This is a genomic window from Loigolactobacillus bifermentans DSM 20003, assembly GCF_001434575.1.
Classification (GTDB): Bacteria; Bacillota; Bacilli; order Lactobacillales; family Lactobacillaceae; genus Loigolactobacillus; species Loigolactobacillus bifermentans.
Map to the genome: position 1 here is coordinate 118,882 of NZ_AZDA01000046.1, position 15,655 is coordinate 134,536.

The 15,655-nt window shown below is 43.9% G+C and carries 16 protein-coding genes; 3 read left to right on the forward strand and 13 right to left on the reverse strand.

Annotated elements, in window-relative coordinates; genetic code table 11:
• Positions 1 to 44: 44 nt before the first annotated feature.
• The 6 genes from brnQ to FC07_RS07175 all read right to left on the reverse strand — a co-directional run bounded on the left by brnQ (position 45) and on the right by FC07_RS07175 (position 6,639).
• Positions 45 to 1,376 carry a branched-chain amino acid transport system II carrier protein gene (brnQ, locus tag FC07_RS07150; protein WP_057904443.1) on the reverse strand — a complete coding sequence of 444 codons (1,332 nt, stop codon included), beginning with the start codon at positions 1,374 to 1,376 and terminating at the stop codon, positions 45 to 47.
• A 172-nt stretch (positions 1,377 to 1,548) separates the two neighbouring features.
• Positions 1,549 to 2,856, reverse strand: a complete 1,308-nt coding sequence (locus FC07_RS07155) for an NAD(P)H-dependent oxidoreductase (protein ID WP_057904444.1) — start codon at positions 2,854 to 2,856, stop codon at positions 1,549 to 1,551.
• Positions 2,857 to 2,904: 48 nt separating this feature from the next.
• Positions 2,905 to 3,498, reverse strand: a complete 594-nt coding sequence (locus FC07_RS07160) for an NADPH-dependent FMN reductase (protein WP_057904445.1) — start codon at positions 3,496 to 3,498, stop codon at positions 2,905 to 2,907.
• A gap of 34 nt (positions 3,499 to 3,532) precedes the next feature.
• Entirely contained in the window at positions 3,533 to 4,465 is a 933-nt protein-coding gene (locus FC07_RS07165; RefSeq protein ID WP_057904446.1) for an FAD:protein FMN transferase, read from the reverse strand.
• Positions 4,466 to 4,824: 359 nt separating this feature from the next.
• Positions 4,825 to 5,166 (reverse strand): hypothetical protein, encoded by a 342-nt coding sequence (locus tag FC07_RS07170; RefSeq protein WP_057904447.1) that lies wholly within the window; start codon positions 5,164 to 5,166, stop codon positions 4,825 to 4,827.
• Between the two features lie 24 nt (positions 5,167 to 5,190).
• Positions 5,191 to 6,639: an amino acid ABC transporter substrate-binding protein/permease gene (locus tag FC07_RS07175; RefSeq protein WP_057904448.1), complete on the reverse strand. Its 1,449-nt coding sequence runs from the start codon at positions 6,637 to 6,639 to the stop codon at positions 5,191 to 5,193.
• Between the two features lie 295 nt (positions 6,640 to 6,934).
• Here FC07_RS07175 and FC07_RS07180 point away from each other — a divergent pair, with 295 nt between their 5' ends.
• Positions 6,935 to 7,252, forward strand: a complete 318-nt coding sequence (locus FC07_RS07180; RefSeq protein ID WP_162255869.1) for a thioredoxin family protein — start codon at positions 6,935 to 6,937, stop codon at positions 7,250 to 7,252.
• Here FC07_RS07180 and FC07_RS07185 read toward each other — a convergent pair.
• Positions 7,231 to 7,773, reverse strand: coding sequence for a DNA-3-methyladenine glycosylase I (locus tag FC07_RS07185; protein WP_057904450.1), 543 nt, complete (start codon positions 7,771 to 7,773; stop codon positions 7,231 to 7,233). The genes FC07_RS07180 and FC07_RS07185 overlap by 22 nt on opposite strands.
• Before the next feature lie 119 nt (positions 7,774 to 7,892).
• On the opposite strand from FC07_RS07185, the gene FC07_RS07190 reads away from it, so the two are divergent.
• Both FC07_RS07190 and FC07_RS07195 read left to right on the forward strand, forming a co-directional pair.
• Entirely contained in the window at positions 7,893 to 8,393 is a 501-nt protein-coding gene (locus FC07_RS07190; protein WP_057904451.1) for a phosphatidylglycerophosphatase A family protein, read from the forward strand.
• A gap of 100 nt (positions 8,394 to 8,493) precedes the next feature.
• Positions 8,494 to 8,706, forward strand: a complete 213-nt coding sequence (locus FC07_RS07195; RefSeq protein ID WP_057904452.1) for a hypothetical protein — start codon at positions 8,494 to 8,496, stop codon at positions 8,704 to 8,706.
• A gap of 13 nt (positions 8,707 to 8,719) precedes the next feature.
• Here the strand turns inward: FC07_RS07195 and FC07_RS07200 are convergent, their stop codons facing one another.
• The 6 genes from FC07_RS07200 to FC07_RS07225 form a co-directional block, all read right to left on the reverse strand.
• Positions 8,720 to 9,370: a GNAT family N-acetyltransferase gene (locus tag FC07_RS07200; protein WP_057904453.1), complete on the reverse strand. Its 651-nt coding sequence runs from the start codon at positions 9,368 to 9,370 to the stop codon at positions 8,720 to 8,722.
• A 296-nt stretch (positions 9,371 to 9,666) separates the two neighbouring features.
• On the reverse strand, positions 9,667 to 10,020 hold the full coding sequence (locus tag FC07_RS07205; RefSeq protein ID WP_057904454.1) for a metal-sulfur cluster assembly factor: 354 nt from the start codon (positions 10,018 to 10,020) through the stop codon (positions 9,667 to 9,669).
• A 57-nt stretch (positions 10,021 to 10,077) separates the two neighbouring features.
• Positions 10,078 to 11,778 carry a dihydroxy-acid dehydratase gene (ilvD, locus tag FC07_RS07210; protein ID WP_057904455.1) on the reverse strand — a complete coding sequence of 567 codons (1,701 nt, stop codon included), beginning with the start codon at positions 11,776 to 11,778 and terminating at the stop codon, positions 10,078 to 10,080.
• 312 nt (positions 11,779 to 12,090) lie between these two features.
• Entirely contained in the window at positions 12,091 to 13,227 is a 1,137-nt protein-coding gene (locus FC07_RS07215) for a GGDEF domain-containing protein (protein ID WP_057904456.1), read from the reverse strand.
• A 174-nt stretch (positions 13,228 to 13,401) separates the two neighbouring features.
• Positions 13,402 to 14,625, reverse strand: coding sequence for an ABC transporter permease (locus FC07_RS07220; protein ID WP_057904457.1), 1,224 nt, complete (start codon positions 14,623 to 14,625; stop codon positions 13,402 to 13,404).
• On the reverse strand, positions 14,618 to 15,514 hold the full coding sequence (locus FC07_RS07225; RefSeq protein ID WP_057904458.1) for an ABC transporter ATP-binding protein: 897 nt from the start codon (positions 15,512 to 15,514) through the stop codon (positions 14,618 to 14,620). The genes FC07_RS07220 and FC07_RS07225 overlap by 8 nt, the downstream gene beginning before the upstream one ends.
• Positions 15,515 to 15,655 lie beyond the last annotated feature (141 nt).

Consider the following 15,655-nt stretch of genomic DNA (forward strand, 5'->3'; position numbering starts at 1 on the left):
CGCATCACGCAACGTGGCTTGTCTTTTTTGATAACTGCTAAATTTTAAGTGTTTTTAAGCTTTGCCAGCAATAAACCAACGACCACGCCAACACAAGCCGGTATCAACCAACCTAATCCCATACTAAAACCCGGTAACCAATGGCCCAGGCGTAACACTGCAGCAATCCAACCGTGATGCAGCGTTGCTGGTAACACATTCAAGCTATCCAACAGCGCCGGCAATAACGTGAACACCGTCACAGTACCAAATAGCCAGCGAGATTCGCCTAAGAAACGACTGAATAGCCCTAATAAAATCAGTGTAATGGCCAACGGATAAATAAAATACAAAATCGGAGTTGAGATTTGTAGTAACCGTTCCAAACCAACATTAGCGAAAATCAACGGCACCGCACTGGCAAGCCCAATCAAGGCTGCATATGGAATTTTGGGAAACAACGCTTTAAAAGTGTCCCCAAAAGCGGTGATCAATCCAATGGCCGTCTTCAAACAAGCAATCACCACTAACACAGCCAGTAACACATTGCCAAAGCGACCGAAGTAAGCGTTGGCCACATTGGCTAATACCGGTCCCCCATTTGCGGCTGGTGCAAACTGGCTGGTGGCATTACGGCCTAACAGTGCCAACAACCCATAGATTACGGCCATCAGCAATACGGCTAAGCCACCGGCCCGCATGGTGGAAACGGCAATTTGTGTGGGCTGGGTAATGCCTAAATTCTTCAACGCATTCACCACAATGATACCAAACGCCAAGGCAGCCAAGGCATCCATGGTGGAGTACCCTGCCGTAAACCCAGCACTGATCGGTGTGGTGGCATAAACGCCAACGGCTGCCTTCCCCGTCCCCATTGGTTTTAAAACGACCATGATCAATAAAACACCTAACAACACTAAAAAGGTAGGCGTCAGTACTTTCCCAACGTAAGTCATAATTTTGCTAGGTTTCCGAGCAAAAAACCAAGCCACACCGAAAAATAAAAGCGAGTAAAGTAACAAACCGTGGCCTTGCTGTGGCGCTGGTACAAATGGTGCCAGCCCCACTGTAAATGAAATGGAGGCCAACCGCGGTAACGCAAACAACGGGCCAATGCACAGATACAACAAAATGGTAAAGGCATAAGCATAAGGCCGCCCGACCTTTTGGGCAAGGCCAAAAACGCCACTGACCTTGGTGATGCCAATGGCCATTACCCCTAATAAAGGTAACCCAACACCAGAAATCAGAAAACCAAACAAGGCCGGCCAAAAAGCATGTCCGGCTTGTTGACCAACAAAAACAGGAAAAATCAAATTACCGGCACCAAAGAACAAGCCGAATAACATCATCCCAATAAAGATTAAATTACGTGTACTTAACTTTTGAGTCTGCATCGCGAATCCTTTCTCACAAAACGTTCGATAATCGTTGTATGAATTTTACCTGAATTTTCTTTGAATCCGCTGTCAATTTTGTTAGAAAATCGCCATGTTTTTTGAAATGATTGCCACACAAAAAGCGTCTCACCCTTAGTAAGACGCCTTTTGTTCAAAATTCAGATTCTCATTAATCGTTAATTGAAGCGCTGCTTTCTGTATCTGTTGCAGCTGGCTTAGCAGGTGCTTCAGGTGCTGGTTCATCAACAGAAGCACTGGCCTCTGTATCAGCAGGTGCCGCCTTTTCAGAAGCACCAGCATCGGCATCAGCAACAGGCGCTTTTTGAGAAGCACCGGCGCCAGTATCAGCCTTAGCATCTGGATCGGCCACTAATTTTTGACCTGTCCGTTGCAAGAATTTCTTGACGATTGGCATAATGTCTAAGACCAATTCATTGATCCCAGCATAATCACCGTTTTCATCATGCATGGCTTTATAGTAATGCATAACATACTTGTCGGCAGTGTTCCCTGGAACAGGCATTTGGACCATTGGGGTCTTTCCGGTCCGCAAAGCATGGATCACTTGCTTTACATGTTTCACGGCGCGCTTAGGGTGAACGCTTTCTAACGGATCGCCTGCTTGGCCTGGCCGACGTGGTGCCAACATTTCTTCAGTTGGTGCCATGTTGTTGTAATAAATGAACTGGTTATTGCTATCCGCATAAGTCAATTCCATTGGCATCGAATTTAAGAAATAATTCAATTGATCAACCGTTAAGATCCCACGGTCTAACTTCACATAAGTGTTGCCAGAAACGGCGTGGACCTTTTCAGCGGCCTTTTCAACCCAATGTTCGTCCGTCATTTCAACGCCTTCAATGGTGGTTGAAATCTTGCCAGAAGCGGTTAAGTCTTCTTGTTGGGCGGCATCTTCTTTAGCCACAACATTCATGGTGTTAATCACTTTTACGAAACTATGGAACTTCTGTAACGTACTGCCTAAGAATTTCACAGTCCCAGCATCTTTTAAGTTCCCATTTTCATCAAAAGCTGTTTTCACATTAGCCAGTAAAAATTCATTGCTTGGCATCACAACGGCATTGACCCCTGGTGATTCCAAAATTTGGCGCAAGTTTAATTGGGCCCGAGATGAGCCTTGATCATAGTAAGAAGCGCCAACCAGTAAAATAGGCTTGTCTGTTAACGGATGGATTTTATAGGATAACCATTCGATCAGACTCTTTAAAGCTGGTGTGGTGGTATGGTTGTGTTCTGGTGTGGCAATGATCACGCCGTCTGCGGCTTTGATCTTGCGGTTTAAATATTGAATGGCGCCACTGTTGGTTTGGTCATTATCTTGATCAAACATTGGTAGATCATCAATGCTTAAGATTTCCACGTCGACTAAATCACTAAATTGATTGGCAATGTATTGAAGCAACATTTTGTTGTAAGAGACTTCTTCAGTGGTCCCTGCAATTCCGACTAATTTCATGATGACACTCCTCTTAATTAAATTGTAATCAGGTCTATTATAACGTTACTATGCTTGCGTGGCGTTTTGTTTGTCGAACTGTGCCGTGTGCCAGAGTTCGTCTGAAATTTCAACAAAACGTTGGAAATCTGCAAATAAAGCATCCAAATGTTCAACTAATTTATCATCGGTTAAGTTCCCATTTTCATCCAAGACTTTTAAGACGCTACCGACCCGATATTCAGAACTTGGCATGATGCGCGCCCGAATTTCAGGTGAGTCTAAGATTTGACGTAAATGTCCTTGCGCCCGCGATGTGCCTAATGCACCAAAAGAGGCGCCGACCACCATGACTGGTTTGTCCATTAAAGGCTGAATGCCATAGGACAACCAAGCCAAAGCATTCATTAAAATAGCAGGTACAGCATGATCATATTCTGGTGTGCTAATGATCACCCCATCAGATGCTTCAATTTTTTCCGCCATTGCCAAAGCTTGATCAGGTACTTTCATATTCCGCGGTTTATTAAACATTGGTAAACCAGAAACTTCCATTAATTCAATTTCAGCTTGGTCTGCAAAATGACGTTGCATGTACTGTAGTAACTTACGGTTGGTAGAGTTTGTTGTGTTGGTGCCAACTAGTGCGATAAATTTTCTCATGGGCATAAGCCTCCTGTTCTGATTTTAAAGACTTCTATAATAAATGGTAAGCCGTTGGTGGCAACGTGGTTGTCACGCGACCATCTTGAGTCATAACAATACCATCAATTCCTGGTGTAACAGCAAGTGTGGCCATGATGTGATTCCGTGATGTTCCAAATAAGCGTGTGGTCCATAATTCACCATCAAGCGAACGGTCTGACAAAATCGTTAAACTGGTTACATCCGTTGTGACTGGATAACCCGTTTGACGATCTAAAATATGGTGATAATCATGGCCGTTTTGTGTCAGGTGTCGTTCATAAATCCCTGAGGTCACAACCGAGCGATCTTGAACCGGCACGATCAAGCGATACTGACCACGCGAACGACTTGGATCTTGAATCCCAATTTGCCACTGACCTGTTGGCCGGTTTGGATTGGGACCAAACACCACCACATTGCCGCCTAAATTGATCAAAGCAGCTGTTACCGCATGTTGCTTTAAAAATTCAGCAATCAAATCCGCAAAGTAACCTTTGGCCAAGGCACCGAGATCGAGCCACATACCTGCCTTTTTCAAGAAAACACTGTGTTGACTTGCATCAAGCATAATATCATGTGGATCAGACAGTGCCAAAGCTTGGTGGATCGCCGTTTGCGTAGGCACATGCGCATCGTCAAATCCAATGCGCCAAGCCTGCACCAGCGGTCCTAAGGCAATATTCAAGTTATCCTGTGCCGGTAAGCTGGCCTGAACACCAATGTCAATCAAGTGATATAAAGCCGGATCCACAACGACTGGTGCAAGCCCCGCCTGTTGGTTCACCTGCCCTAATTCAGAGTCCAGCGTATTGGCATTAAAACGTTGCTCATAAGATTGCAACTGCTGAACCACCTGCGTCAGTAACGGTGCCGGATCATCATGGGTGATCTGAATGGTGATAATCGTGCCCATTAAACGAATGACTTGACTTTGCGTTGCCATGCACCGCGCCTCCCTTTTGGACTAGATACTTAATTTTTATAGAATTAATATAAAAAATTATATCACTGCCACAATGTGATTATATATCATTTAAATAAAAAAATCACTAATTCATCTCGGATTCTAAATATTTTTTAAGTATTACGGCCAAAATAGGCGTGTTGACAGCCATCTTGTGAAATCGGTTTTATCTTTTGTTTAACAAGACTTGTAACCGAATTCGTTGTGGTACATGTTTCCAAATGCTTTACATCAAACTAGGAATTGATTTTGGATATATTGATTCACAAACTCATTAAAATTTAAAAAACGTATTGACTCAGTACAGCTTTTTAGTCAATACGTTTTATTTTATCTGGTTACGCGGTTTGATGAATTGGAATCGTCGTCAGTCGACTGTGGACAGACACTGAAATCGAGGTCACAAATGAGCTTTGTTGTGCGTACTGAAAATCAACACAGCACTTAAATGGATTGTCACGTACCAGTGATAAACATGCGACTGGCGTGCTTTGGGGCAACGATTGCCGTTGTTGCAGCCGTCGTTGCAGCCGTTGAACTAATACCTGCTGCGCCGTGGCCAAGGCTGCGGTTAATGTCGTTGCCTGAATACTGCGGCCACCCCAATCTGGAAAATAAACGAGGAATTCGCCACCAGCCTGGGTGGCGGCGTAAACAAACGCTGGATAAGTCATCATCATCGGACATCGCTTCTCTCTTTTAAGTTAAACTTTTAATCGTTTTTGAACAAAATTTGACAACCAAGTTAACAAGGTAATCATGGCGATATAAATCATTGCAATGATGGTCCAAATTTTGAAACCTTCCAAGTTACGGGCAATAATCACCTTGCCGGTTTGGGTGAGTTCCAACAGGCCGATCACCGATAAAATCGAGGTATCTTTTAGTGTCATAATAAATTGATTGATAAACGATGGTACCATAAGTCGTACGCCTTGCGGCAGAATTACTTTTAATAGTGATCGACCATACGTAACACCTAAACTCCGGGCTGCCTCCATTTGGCCTGGATCAACGGCTTCTATGCCTCCACGAACGAATGCAGCAACATAAGCTCCTTCATCTAGGGTTAAGGTCAAAATACCTGCCACAAAAGCTGATATTTTATGACCAGTCAAACTGGGAATGCCGGTATAAATAAACAGCGCCAATACCAGCAACGGTAGGCCACGGAAAAAATAGATCACAATATTCGAGCTTGCTTGTGTTACTTTGTTAGGTAAGACACCTAACAACCCAATAATCAAGCCAAAAAGCGTGGCACAAACAATCCCAAAGATCGTCAGTAACATGGTTGTTTGAAACCCATGCCACAAGGCGTGTTGATTTTGTTTCAATAAAGCTGTAAACCCACGGGCCTTTTTTTGAGCTTGTCCCGACCTTTTTCGTTGTGAATGACCTAAGTAGCGCTGCTGAATCGTTGCAAACTGACCATTGTGTTGCAATGTGCTAAACCCACGATTAAAAGCCTTTAATAGGGCTTGATTTTGCCCTCTTTTAACCGCAAACCCATAATTGCCATTTTCCGTTGGTTGCGTTACGATTTTTAACTTCATACCTTGCTGAATACTGTATTGCATCACCGGTTGGTCTTCAAAACATGCGGCTGAATTACCGGTAACAACATCCTGATACATGTTATCCGAATCATCAAACGTTACCGTTTTAAACCCATACTTGTGCTTAATGCTGTTAGCATAGGTTGCACCGGCTGTCCCAGTTTTAATGGCAACACGCTTACCACGCAACTGCTTTAAACTGTGCACCTTGCTATTTTTAGCGACTGCCATAATTGTCCCAGTTTTGTAATAAGGTGTTGAAAAATCGAACTTCACGCGCCGTGCCGGTGTAATGGTTAAGCCAGCAATCAAACCGTCGATTTGCCCGGATTCTAAGGCTTGAATCGCTGCATTAAACGCTAATGGTTTAATTTTCACCTTAAAACCTTCTTGTTTTGCGATGGCTTTCATTAAATCAATATCAATGCCAACGTAACGATTCTTTTGATTCGCAAATTCAAACGGCGGATAAGTCACATCTGTTCCAATCACATATGTTTTTGAAGTTGCATGACTTGTTGTCGTACGCAAGCAATTGATCAAAATGCCACACAAGATCAAAACAAGCACTTGTATCACCCAACGTATTCGCATTGAAACATCCCCTATCAGAGCTCATGTGATAAAATCTAACATTCGATAAAGTGATCATAACATTAACTCAGAGAATATCAATTTAACGAATATTTGAATACGATATTTTATTAGTACGCTGAGCATTTTTTAAAGGTAACGGCTTGTGATTCTTACCAATAATTAGCCACCATTTCGAATCATTTTACGATTTAATCGTTTTCAAATTAATTACTTTTTTATTCAATTAGCGTCGACACTTCAGTTGACATACACGGCCTAAAGCCGTTCAATGAAACTGAAAGGCGGCGTTGTTATGCAACCCTTACACGATACAACTTATGCCGCGGCGACTGCTGCTGGCGACTGTGTGATTGAATTTAAAATGGACTTTTGTGCACCTTGCCGCACCATGTCGGCCTTGCTCACACAACTAGCCCCACAGTATCCCAAACTAAGCTTCTACTGTTTGACGGTAAATCAAGAACCACAAATTGCACAGCTATTAGGTGTGACGCAAGCCCCAACCTTGCTGTTTAAGCGCCAAGGTAAAATCGTCGGTGCCTTGGTGGGCCCTCAAACACGAACACAGCTACAACAACAATTTGCTCACTATTTTGGAGATTCCAAATAATGGTCAACAAGCCCAGCGGCCTGCATAAAACTGTAAAGCAGCGTTGGGCCAACAAAGGTAAAGCCATTTTGTTTAAACACAATGGCCGCCTTTTTAGATAAGGGCGTTTGTCGTGCTATTTTAGTCAAATCGGTTGTTGGTGCCACAATTGGCTGCCCATCGACGATGTCCCACACAAACTGATCAAAACTGCCAAATTGCGTTTGAACGTGCTGTACCACTTGCGCATTATGGATCACTGCTTCAATTTTGCGCCGATTGCGAATCAATTTTGGGTCTCGCAGTAACCGTTCAATGTCGGTTGCCTGCATTCGGCTTACACGGGCAGGTTCAAACTGCGCAAATGCCTGCCGTAACGCAGGCCGCTTTCGTAAAACTGTCCGCCAACTGAGACCCGCTTGAAACATTAATAGTGCTAGTATTTCAAATAAGCGTTGATCATCATGCTCAGGTCGTCCCCATTCGGTTTGATAATAAGCGTTTGCTTCAGGTGATCCCGTCCACCATTGTTTTGTACGCATGTTGCCACTTCCCTTCTATCTTTAAATTACGCTAAAGCCAGCAAATCCGACGTGCCAGCGACTATGGTATAATTAAGGGAACGGTTACAACCCAGTTCATCAAAAAGGAAGTCTTTCAAATGGTTATGAATCCTCATTATAAATATCCAGACAGCAAGGCATTTGAATTTGTGAATCAAGAATTCCAGCGCAAACAGATCACCCCGCATGCCATTGCAGAAGTGATCTATGGTCTACAGCACCGTTTTTTGCCTGACGTAACAGTGGCCCAGTTTGAGGCTGAAGTGATCAACGTCATGCACAAACGGGAATTTTTAAATAATGCCATGGTGGGCCTGGCACTGGACAAACTCGCTGAACAAAATCAATTACCCGAACCTTTAAATGACATTATTCGCAATGACGTTGGGGTTTTTGGAGTCGATGAAACCATTTCGCTGGGTATTGCCCAACTGTCTGGCTCCATTGGCATCACCAACTACGGCTACTTAGACCGTACCAAACCTGGTATTATTGGCCGCTTGGATAACTCAGATGAACATGTGGATACCTTTATTGATGACTTAGTCGGTGCCTTAGCATCTGCAGTCGCAGGTAAAATGGCTCATAAGTACGCTTAAATTAAACTTTTCATGAAAAATAAGTGTTATCGCTTGCTATTTGATATCAATCTCTTTAGGATAGAATGGTTGATTTCATTTAAGGAGCGATTGGCTTTTCATGAAAACTGAAGGATTTGTTGAAAAAATTATTTGGCTCACACTGGCTGTTACCTTTGCGTTGTTAGGCAGTTTGGTGCTTTTAGGCATAAATTTTAAGCAACTGCTCCCTTGGCTACAGGCCATTGTGAGCGTGGTGTTCTTGGTCTTTTTCTTAAGTGCCAACCATCATCAATTACGTCATGACGTTAAAAAAGCGTTAGGCCACTCATAGGCTTAACGCTTTTTTAACGGGCATTGGCATACAACGCGGTTAATTGTTCGAGGGTTAGTACCTGTGCCAATACCGCTTTGGCGGCCTCAAAATCACTTGGGTGGTCCACAAACTGTACGCCACCATTACGATATGAATTAGAAGCCAAATGTTCTGTTTTGGCAATATAAAAGCCTAACCGATGATAGAGTAAAATTGCTGGATAGCTCCAAGTTTGCGTATGCAACATCACCGGTGAATCTGGCGCTAATGCCGGAAACAAGGCTAGCGCCTTTGACACCACCGCCTTGCCTAAGCCTCGCTTTTGATAATCGGGCCGGACACTGACCCACTGAAGGGCTTCTTGATGGCCATACTGCGGAGTATCAATGAAATACGCATTGGCTGTTGCAACAGGCTGATCCTCCCCATTTACCACAAATACCAAACGTTGTTGCAAGGCCGGCACATTGATCAGGTAAGCTTGGGTAAAATAGCGTAATGCATCGGCTTCCGTTTCAAATTCACCAACAGCGGTTTCGATCTGTGCCCAATACTGTTCATCACCAGGCTGAAAAAAGCGGTAACGAAAACCAGTTGGCAACGCTGGGACGCTGATTTTTTTCAGGTCAGCGGCTTCAATTTTCATATAAACATTTTTAAATGGAATTGATTTGATCAACATAGAATCGCCCCTTTATGGCTTTAGCCCTATCGTATCAAAAATCATCGCCGGATGATAGCCAGATGGTTACGTGATGATGGTTGACACTAAAAAAATCGCATTTTCAGAAAGATTACTTTACTGAAAATAACGATTTTTAAGCAAAAAACCATTGTATTCACAACAGTTCCGTGCTATGCTGTTCATTGCTTCTCAAACCCCATAGTATTATCACGATTTGAATGACTTTATTCGTGGAGAAGTGAGGCATCTGCAAAGAGCGGCAGGTGTCTTTTTTTGTCACAACGGTTTAGCCATCACTTCGTGCGATGCGCCACACTAATCCCTAATGCAATGCGCCCCATGCGACTGATCCGTGTCAAAGTCCAACTAGGCTCCCAAACGACTTCTACATGAACAGTTTTGATTTCAGGAATCTTGGTTAATGCCGCTTCAATGTCCTTGGGCATGTCCGTTAAACAGCCACAACCCATTTCAGAAAAGGTCATGGTTACCTCACAGTTCCCCGCTTCATCTAGCTTAATCCCATATAAAAACCCTAGATTATAAATATCCAACCCGAGTTCCTCATCATAAATCTTTTCAAACTGCGCCACAAGTTGATCACTAATGGCTGCTGCTCGTTCATCTAATTGAATATCCTCACGCATTTAATCACCTTCCCGTTAAAAAAAGGAATGCAACCCAGTTGCATCCTTTTATCAAAGCTATTTTTCAGGTTTCCAAAAATCGGTTGTTGCACCAGTCGCCGCGCTGGAAACCAAATGGGCATATTTACCTAAAACACCACGTGAATACAATGGTGGAATCTTAGTTTCAGCCTTCCGTTTCGCCAACTCTGCATCAGAAACTTTCATGGTAATTTCTTTGGTATCTTGGTCGATGATCACCGTATCACCATCGTGTAAATAAGCAATTGGCCCACCATCTTGGGCTTCAGGGGCAATGTGACCAACTACGAAACCGTGACTGCCACCGGAGAAACGTCCGTCTGTCAGTAAGGCAACCGAATCGCCTTGGCCTTTCCCAACTAAGATCCCAGTTAAGGCTAACATTTCTGGCATCCCAGGTCCACCTTTTGGCCCGACATAACGAATGACTAAGACATCGCCATCGACAACTTTATCTGCCAAAACGGCCTCAACAGCTTCGTCTTCACTGTTAAAGACCTTAGCTGGCCCTTCATGCCGCCGTACTTTTACCCCGGCTACCTTGATCACAGCACCTTCAGGGGCTAAGTTCCCATGTAAAATCAACAGTGGGCCATCTTTACGTTTTGGATGATCCAATGGCATGATTACTTTTTGACCAGGCGTTAAATCAGGTTCATCAGCTAAGTTTTCAGCCAATGTTTTCCCAGTAACCGTTAAGCAATCGCCATGTAAATAACCGTTAGCTAACAAGTATTTCATCACAGCAGAAACCCCACCAACATTGTACAAGTCTTGGAAGACGTACTGACCACTTGGCTTTAAGTCAGCTAAATGCGGCACTTTGGCCTGGAATGTGTTGAAATCATCAATGGTTAAATCAACATTAGCCGCATGGGCAATGGCCAACAAATGCAACACGGAGTTGGTCGAGCCACCTAACGCCATAACCACGGTTAGCGCATTTTCAAAGGCGTCTCGGGTTAAAATATCTTTCGGATAAATACCCTTTTCAAGTAATTTCAAAACCGCTTCACCGGCGGCTTCAACATCTTTTTGCTTGGCTTCAGTGGTTGCTGGATGAGAGGCCGAACCAGGTAGGCTCATCCCCATCGCCTCAATGGCAGAAGCCATCGTGTTGGCAGTGTACATCCCACCGCATCCACCAGGGCCAGGACAGGCGTTACATTCGATCTGCTTAACCTTTTCAGCATCAATATCGCCGTGATTCCATTGACCCACCGCCTCAAAAACGGACACTAAGTCAATGTCTTCACCGTCTAATTTACCAGGTGAAATCGTGCCACCATAAACGAAAATCGCTGGAATATCAGAATTTGCCATGGCAATCAAGCTCCCAGGCATGTTCTTGTCACACCCGCCAACTGCCACAAAGGCGTCACAGTTATGCCCGCGAACGGCTGCTTCAACAGAATCTGCGATCACATCCCGTGATGGTAATGAAAAGCGCATCCCAGGCGTTCCCATAGCGATCCCATCAGAAACCGTGATCGTCCCAAATTGAACCGGCCAACCACCAGCTGTGATCACACCTTGTTTGGCCTTTTCGCCTAAACCACGTAGGTGCATGTTACAAGGGGTGTTTTCAGACCAAGTGCTGATTACCCCGACGATTGGTTTTTCAAAATCTTCATCTTGCATGCCAGTGGCACGCATCAATGCCCGGTTTGGTGAGCGGACCATGCCATCGTAAACATGACTTCTGATTCTCAAATCTTTTTTTGACTTTTCCGTCATTTAAAAGACCCCTTCCAAATGAATTATCTATGATAAATCAGTATTTTTTCTCATATTGATTTAATAGAATTCTAACACAGTCATGTTTATTTGAGTAGGTTCTTTCAAAATTTTAGGGTAATCACGGATTCACGCCATTAGATAAACGCCACCAGCATTCGGTTCATCTCATAATTTTATTATTTTCGATAAAAAGTATCCGAACTGCTTTCTGCGCCTCAATGTCCTTGTATTTTGCAACGGCACACTACTGTTAGCCCACAAAAATAGGCGGAACGCCATTCCAACGTCCCACCTTGATAATTAAGCGCATCATGCATGAACCGCTAACCGGGTGCCACAAATCGTCGTTTGATCACGACCATTTTCCTTTGAAGCATATAAGCTTTTATCCGCTCGCCGATAAACTTCCATGTACCCACTGTCACCAGCTAAGATCACATCACAGCCTAACGACATGGTCCAACGAACCGTGCCTTGCGCCGTTTGGCAGCGTTGCTGGCGTATGAGATCTTGTAAATGCCGACATAAATTTTGCAACCAAATATCATCCTGTTGCGTTAATAAGAGGCTAAACTCTTCGCCACCCGTCCGATAAGCGCCGTTACAAGCTGGTTCCAACTGAACGACTTGCCGCAGGACTTCAGCGGTTTGTCGCAAAACGTCATTTCCAATCAAATGGCCATAAGTATCATTCACAACTTTAAAATGATCGATGTCCATGGTGACCAACACAAAGCGACTGTTGCGCTGTCGAAAATCAGTATAGCGCTGATTAAGATCAGCCCGAAAAGCGCGAAAATTTTTCAAACCTGTGAGCTCATCATAATTTGCCTGTTTGGCCAACATCATCTCACGGTTATAATCCCGCTGTAACCGAATGTTAAACGCATTTACAATGATAAACTGTAAGCTGAATAGCCCAAAGTTGATTACCCAATCCCCGACACTATCGCGCGTGATCGTAAGTGCCGTTGTTGCCCAAATCGTGAAGCATAACAGGACAGACACCAGATAACTGCGCCAAAAGTGCCGCAATACTGCTGCTGCATAGTGACACATGGCAAGCGAAATTCCTAACACAACGCAAAAAGTCAGCCAGGCCTGCCAATAATGAAAAAAGCCACGTTCCCAATAAAATAAGATTAAAGTACCTGTTAAAAACACCATCCCAATTCGAGAGGATACCGTTACCGCCAAATAAATGAACAAGATGATCTGCATATTCAAAAAGGTCCAGTCAAAGGAAAAAGCCCCTAAGTGAAAACTTTTAAAAGTCACCACTTCGGCGTGTAAAAAAAGTAACATGCCAAACAACACTGACGCAATGGTCAAGTCGACCTTTGCAGGTGTAATTTGTAAGGTTAACATTTTATCACTTAGCCATTTGCAAACTGCAATGACGCCTAAAATTAAAAATAAATTGCCAATTTGAAATTCATAATACATTTGCGTCGCCAGCTTTCCCGTTTAACCACATAATTTCTAAGATAAACTGCCACCGCCTGAATTTCAAGTCTTATTTAAAAAAAGTGACTGCCGGCGCTATTACCATAGCTGCTACCACTCAGCGCTTTTGTTGGCCGTTCATGTCAGCCTGTACAGCCGGCAACGATCAAACAGTTAATGATACGCCAGTCCCCGTTTGAATCGTTTCCAGAAACTGCCTTCATCTGCTTGTAAAATCAAACCTTGATAGATGCGACTAATATACCAAATCAAACCGAATATCGTTGCGACCAAGATCAACAGAGACAGTCCGGCTTCCATCATCGTCGCATGATGGGCAATCAAGCGCACCGGCATAAAATAAGAAGAGAAAAATGGGACGTACGATAAAATTTTAGCCGTCAGCGCACCAGCATTATCTTGAAACGGAAAACTAATGAAAAAGGCAAACATACTTAAATAAGTAGCTGGATAAGCGGCCTTTGGTGCATCTTCAGCCTTCGCCACCAATGCCCCACTGAAAGCCGCCAAAATAGTATACAATACCACGCCTAACAATAAGAAAATTAAATTAATGTTAATCAGATTGTGAAGCACGCTGTGGATCAATGGTTTAAATTGCGTGAATACCGGTTGTAATTTATCCAGTCGTTGGGCCAATAAGAAACACAGACCGCCTCCCACTAAATAAATGACGATTTGCGTCAAAATCACCCCCAACATCCCTAAAATCTTGCCACAAAAATACTTGGCCGCGGTGGTGCTAGAAAAAATCACTTCCATGATCTTCGTTCCTTTTTCAGAGGCAATCTCTTGAGCCGTGATCGACGAATACGTGATGATGATCATGTACACCATGAAAACCAAAACGTAAAATGAGATTTTTTGTCCAGTTTTAGCTTGGGCTGTCTGTTGAGACACAGATTGGGTCAAAGTCGGTTGTTGCTGTAGCTGCTGCCATTGCTTCGCTGTTAGGCCTGCCGCTTGAACATTTAATCGCGTTTGATATTGCGTTAAAACTTGTTTCACCTGCGCCACTTGGCTGGTGCTTAAAGTTTGATCACCGCGGTAGTGTGCTTGCAATTGCTGTTGGCGCTGGGTGACCACCACATAGCCTTTTATGCGATTTGCTTTCACAGCCCGTTTTGCCTGAGCCACTGTGGTCACCTGTTTTTGGCGTTCCGCTTGATCAAACTGCTTTAAAATGGCTTGACGCAAGCCCTGATTTTGCGACACCACTGCCACTTTATCGTGCTTGACAGCCGAGGTTGCCGACACATAACCGAGCCCTAGGGATAACGCTGCGAAAAGAAATGGCGCTAACACTAAGATCACAAAACTCCATGATTTGATCTGACGAAAATAAGTATCTGCCGCCACAATTTTTAATTTATGCATGGTTGGCACCTGCCTTTAATTTAAAGATCTGATCTAAGCTTGGCGGCTGTTGACTAAATTCTTCAATATAACGTCCTTGCGATAAGGCCTGAAAAATCGTTGGCCCAGCGGCTGGATCAGCAATGATCAGTCGATACCGGCCTGGCGTTAACGCATGAACCTCAGTAACGGTTGGCAACGTTTGTAGCCGTTCAACGGACCAATCGGTGGTCACTGTGATCACGGTTTTGCCAAATTGTTCACGAATTGCTTGTAACTCACCATGTAACACCATTTCACCACGATTGAGCATTACCAAATGATCGCATAACGCTGACACATTCCCCATATCATGACTGGAAAAAATAATCGCTGCCCCTTGGTCCCGAGCGTTTAAAATCGCCGTTTCCAACAAGGCCACATTCACTGGGTCCAATCCGCTAAAGGGTTCATCTAAAATAATTAATTTCGGTTGATGGATCAACGTACAGATCAACTGTACCTTTTGCTGATTTCCTTTAGATAGCGCTTTGATCTTACTGTTCGGCTGGCCCTTCACTTCAAAACGGTCTAGCCACGGCCCAATTTCAGCACGAATCGTTTTGGTCGCTTGATTTTTAAGTCGAGCCAAATATAAAATTTGCTGCGCCACCGTTAACTTTGGCATTAAACTGCGCTCTTCCGGTAAATAACCGATGGTGTCAAATACCGCTTCGGTAATTGGCCGGTGTTGCCAGGTAATCTGACCATCATAATGAAGGAACTGTAAAATACTGTGAAACGTCGTCGACTTTCCCGCACCATTTTGCCCGATCAACCCCATGATTTCACCTGGTTTGACGGTAAAGTTGACATCTTGTAGTGCCTTTAAATTCCCAAATGATTTGCTTAACTGGCTCACTTCAAGCATGAAACCACCTCCTAAACACGCTAAGGACTACTTTGCTTTCGCAAACTCTCATTTCCGGAGGATGTCCATTCCTACGGGCGCAATCACCCTCGTAGGAAACATGGCGCCTCCTAAACACGCTAAGGACTATTTTGCTTTCGC

What these genes read in the sequence shown, in the direction of transcription:
- ilvD (WP_057904455.1), bottom strand. Translation starts at nt 11,778, where the DNA reads ATGACGGAAAAGTCAAAAAAAGATTTGAGAATCAGAAGTCATGTTTAC.
- FC07_RS07165 (WP_057904446.1), bottom strand. Translation starts at nt 4,465, where the DNA reads ATGGCAACGCAAAGTCAAGTCATTCGTTTAATGGGCACGATTATCACC.
- FC07_RS07170 (WP_057904447.1), bottom strand. Translation starts at nt 5,166, where the DNA reads ATGATGATGACTTATCCAGCGTTTGTTTACGCCGCCACCCAGGCTGGT.
- FC07_RS07200 (WP_057904453.1), bottom strand. Translation starts at nt 9,370, where the DNA reads ATGTTGATCAAATCAATTCCATTTAAAAATGTTTATATGAAAATTGAA.
- FC07_RS07175 (WP_057904448.1), bottom strand. Translation starts at nt 6,639, where the DNA reads ATGCGAATACGTTGGGTGATACAAGTGCTTGTTTTGATCTTGTGTGGC.
- FC07_RS07225 (WP_057904458.1), bottom strand. Translation starts at nt 15,514, where the DNA reads ATGCTTGAAGTGAGCCAGTTAAGCAAATCATTTGGGAATTTAAAGGCA.
- FC07_RS07195 (WP_057904452.1), top strand. Translation starts at nt 8,494, where the DNA reads ATGAAAACTGAAGGATTTGTTGAAAAAATTATTTGGCTCACACTGGCT.
- brnQ (WP_057904443.1), bottom strand. Translation starts at nt 1,376, where the DNA reads ATGCAGACTCAAAAGTTAAGTACACGTAATTTAATCTTTATTGGGATG.
- FC07_RS07215 (WP_057904456.1), bottom strand. Translation starts at nt 13,227, where the DNA reads ATGTATTATGAATTTCAAATTGGCAATTTATTTTTAATTTTAGGCGTC.
- FC07_RS07190 (WP_057904451.1), top strand. Translation starts at nt 7,893, where the DNA reads ATGGTTATGAATCCTCATTATAAATATCCAGACAGCAAGGCATTTGAA.
- FC07_RS07160 (WP_057904445.1), bottom strand. Translation starts at nt 3,498, where the DNA reads ATGAGAAAATTTATCGCACTAGTTGGCACCAACACAACAAACTCTACC.
- FC07_RS07180 (WP_162255869.1), top strand. Translation starts at nt 6,935, where the DNA reads ATGCAACCCTTACACGATACAACTTATGCCGCGGCGACTGCTGCTGGC.
- FC07_RS07205 (WP_057904454.1), bottom strand. Translation starts at nt 10,020, where the DNA reads ATGCGTGAGGATATTCAATTAGATGAACGAGCAGCAGCCATTAGTGAT.
- FC07_RS07155 (WP_057904444.1), bottom strand. Translation starts at nt 2,856, where the DNA reads ATGAAATTAGTCGGAATTGCAGGGACCACTGAAGAAGTCTCTTACAAC.
- FC07_RS07185 (WP_057904450.1), bottom strand. Translation starts at nt 7,773, where the DNA reads ATGCGTACAAAACAATGGTGGACGGGATCACCTGAAGCAAACGCTTAT.
- FC07_RS07220 (WP_057904457.1), bottom strand. Translation starts at nt 14,625, where the DNA reads ATGCATAAATTAAAAATTGTGGCGGCAGATACTTATTTTCGTCAGATC.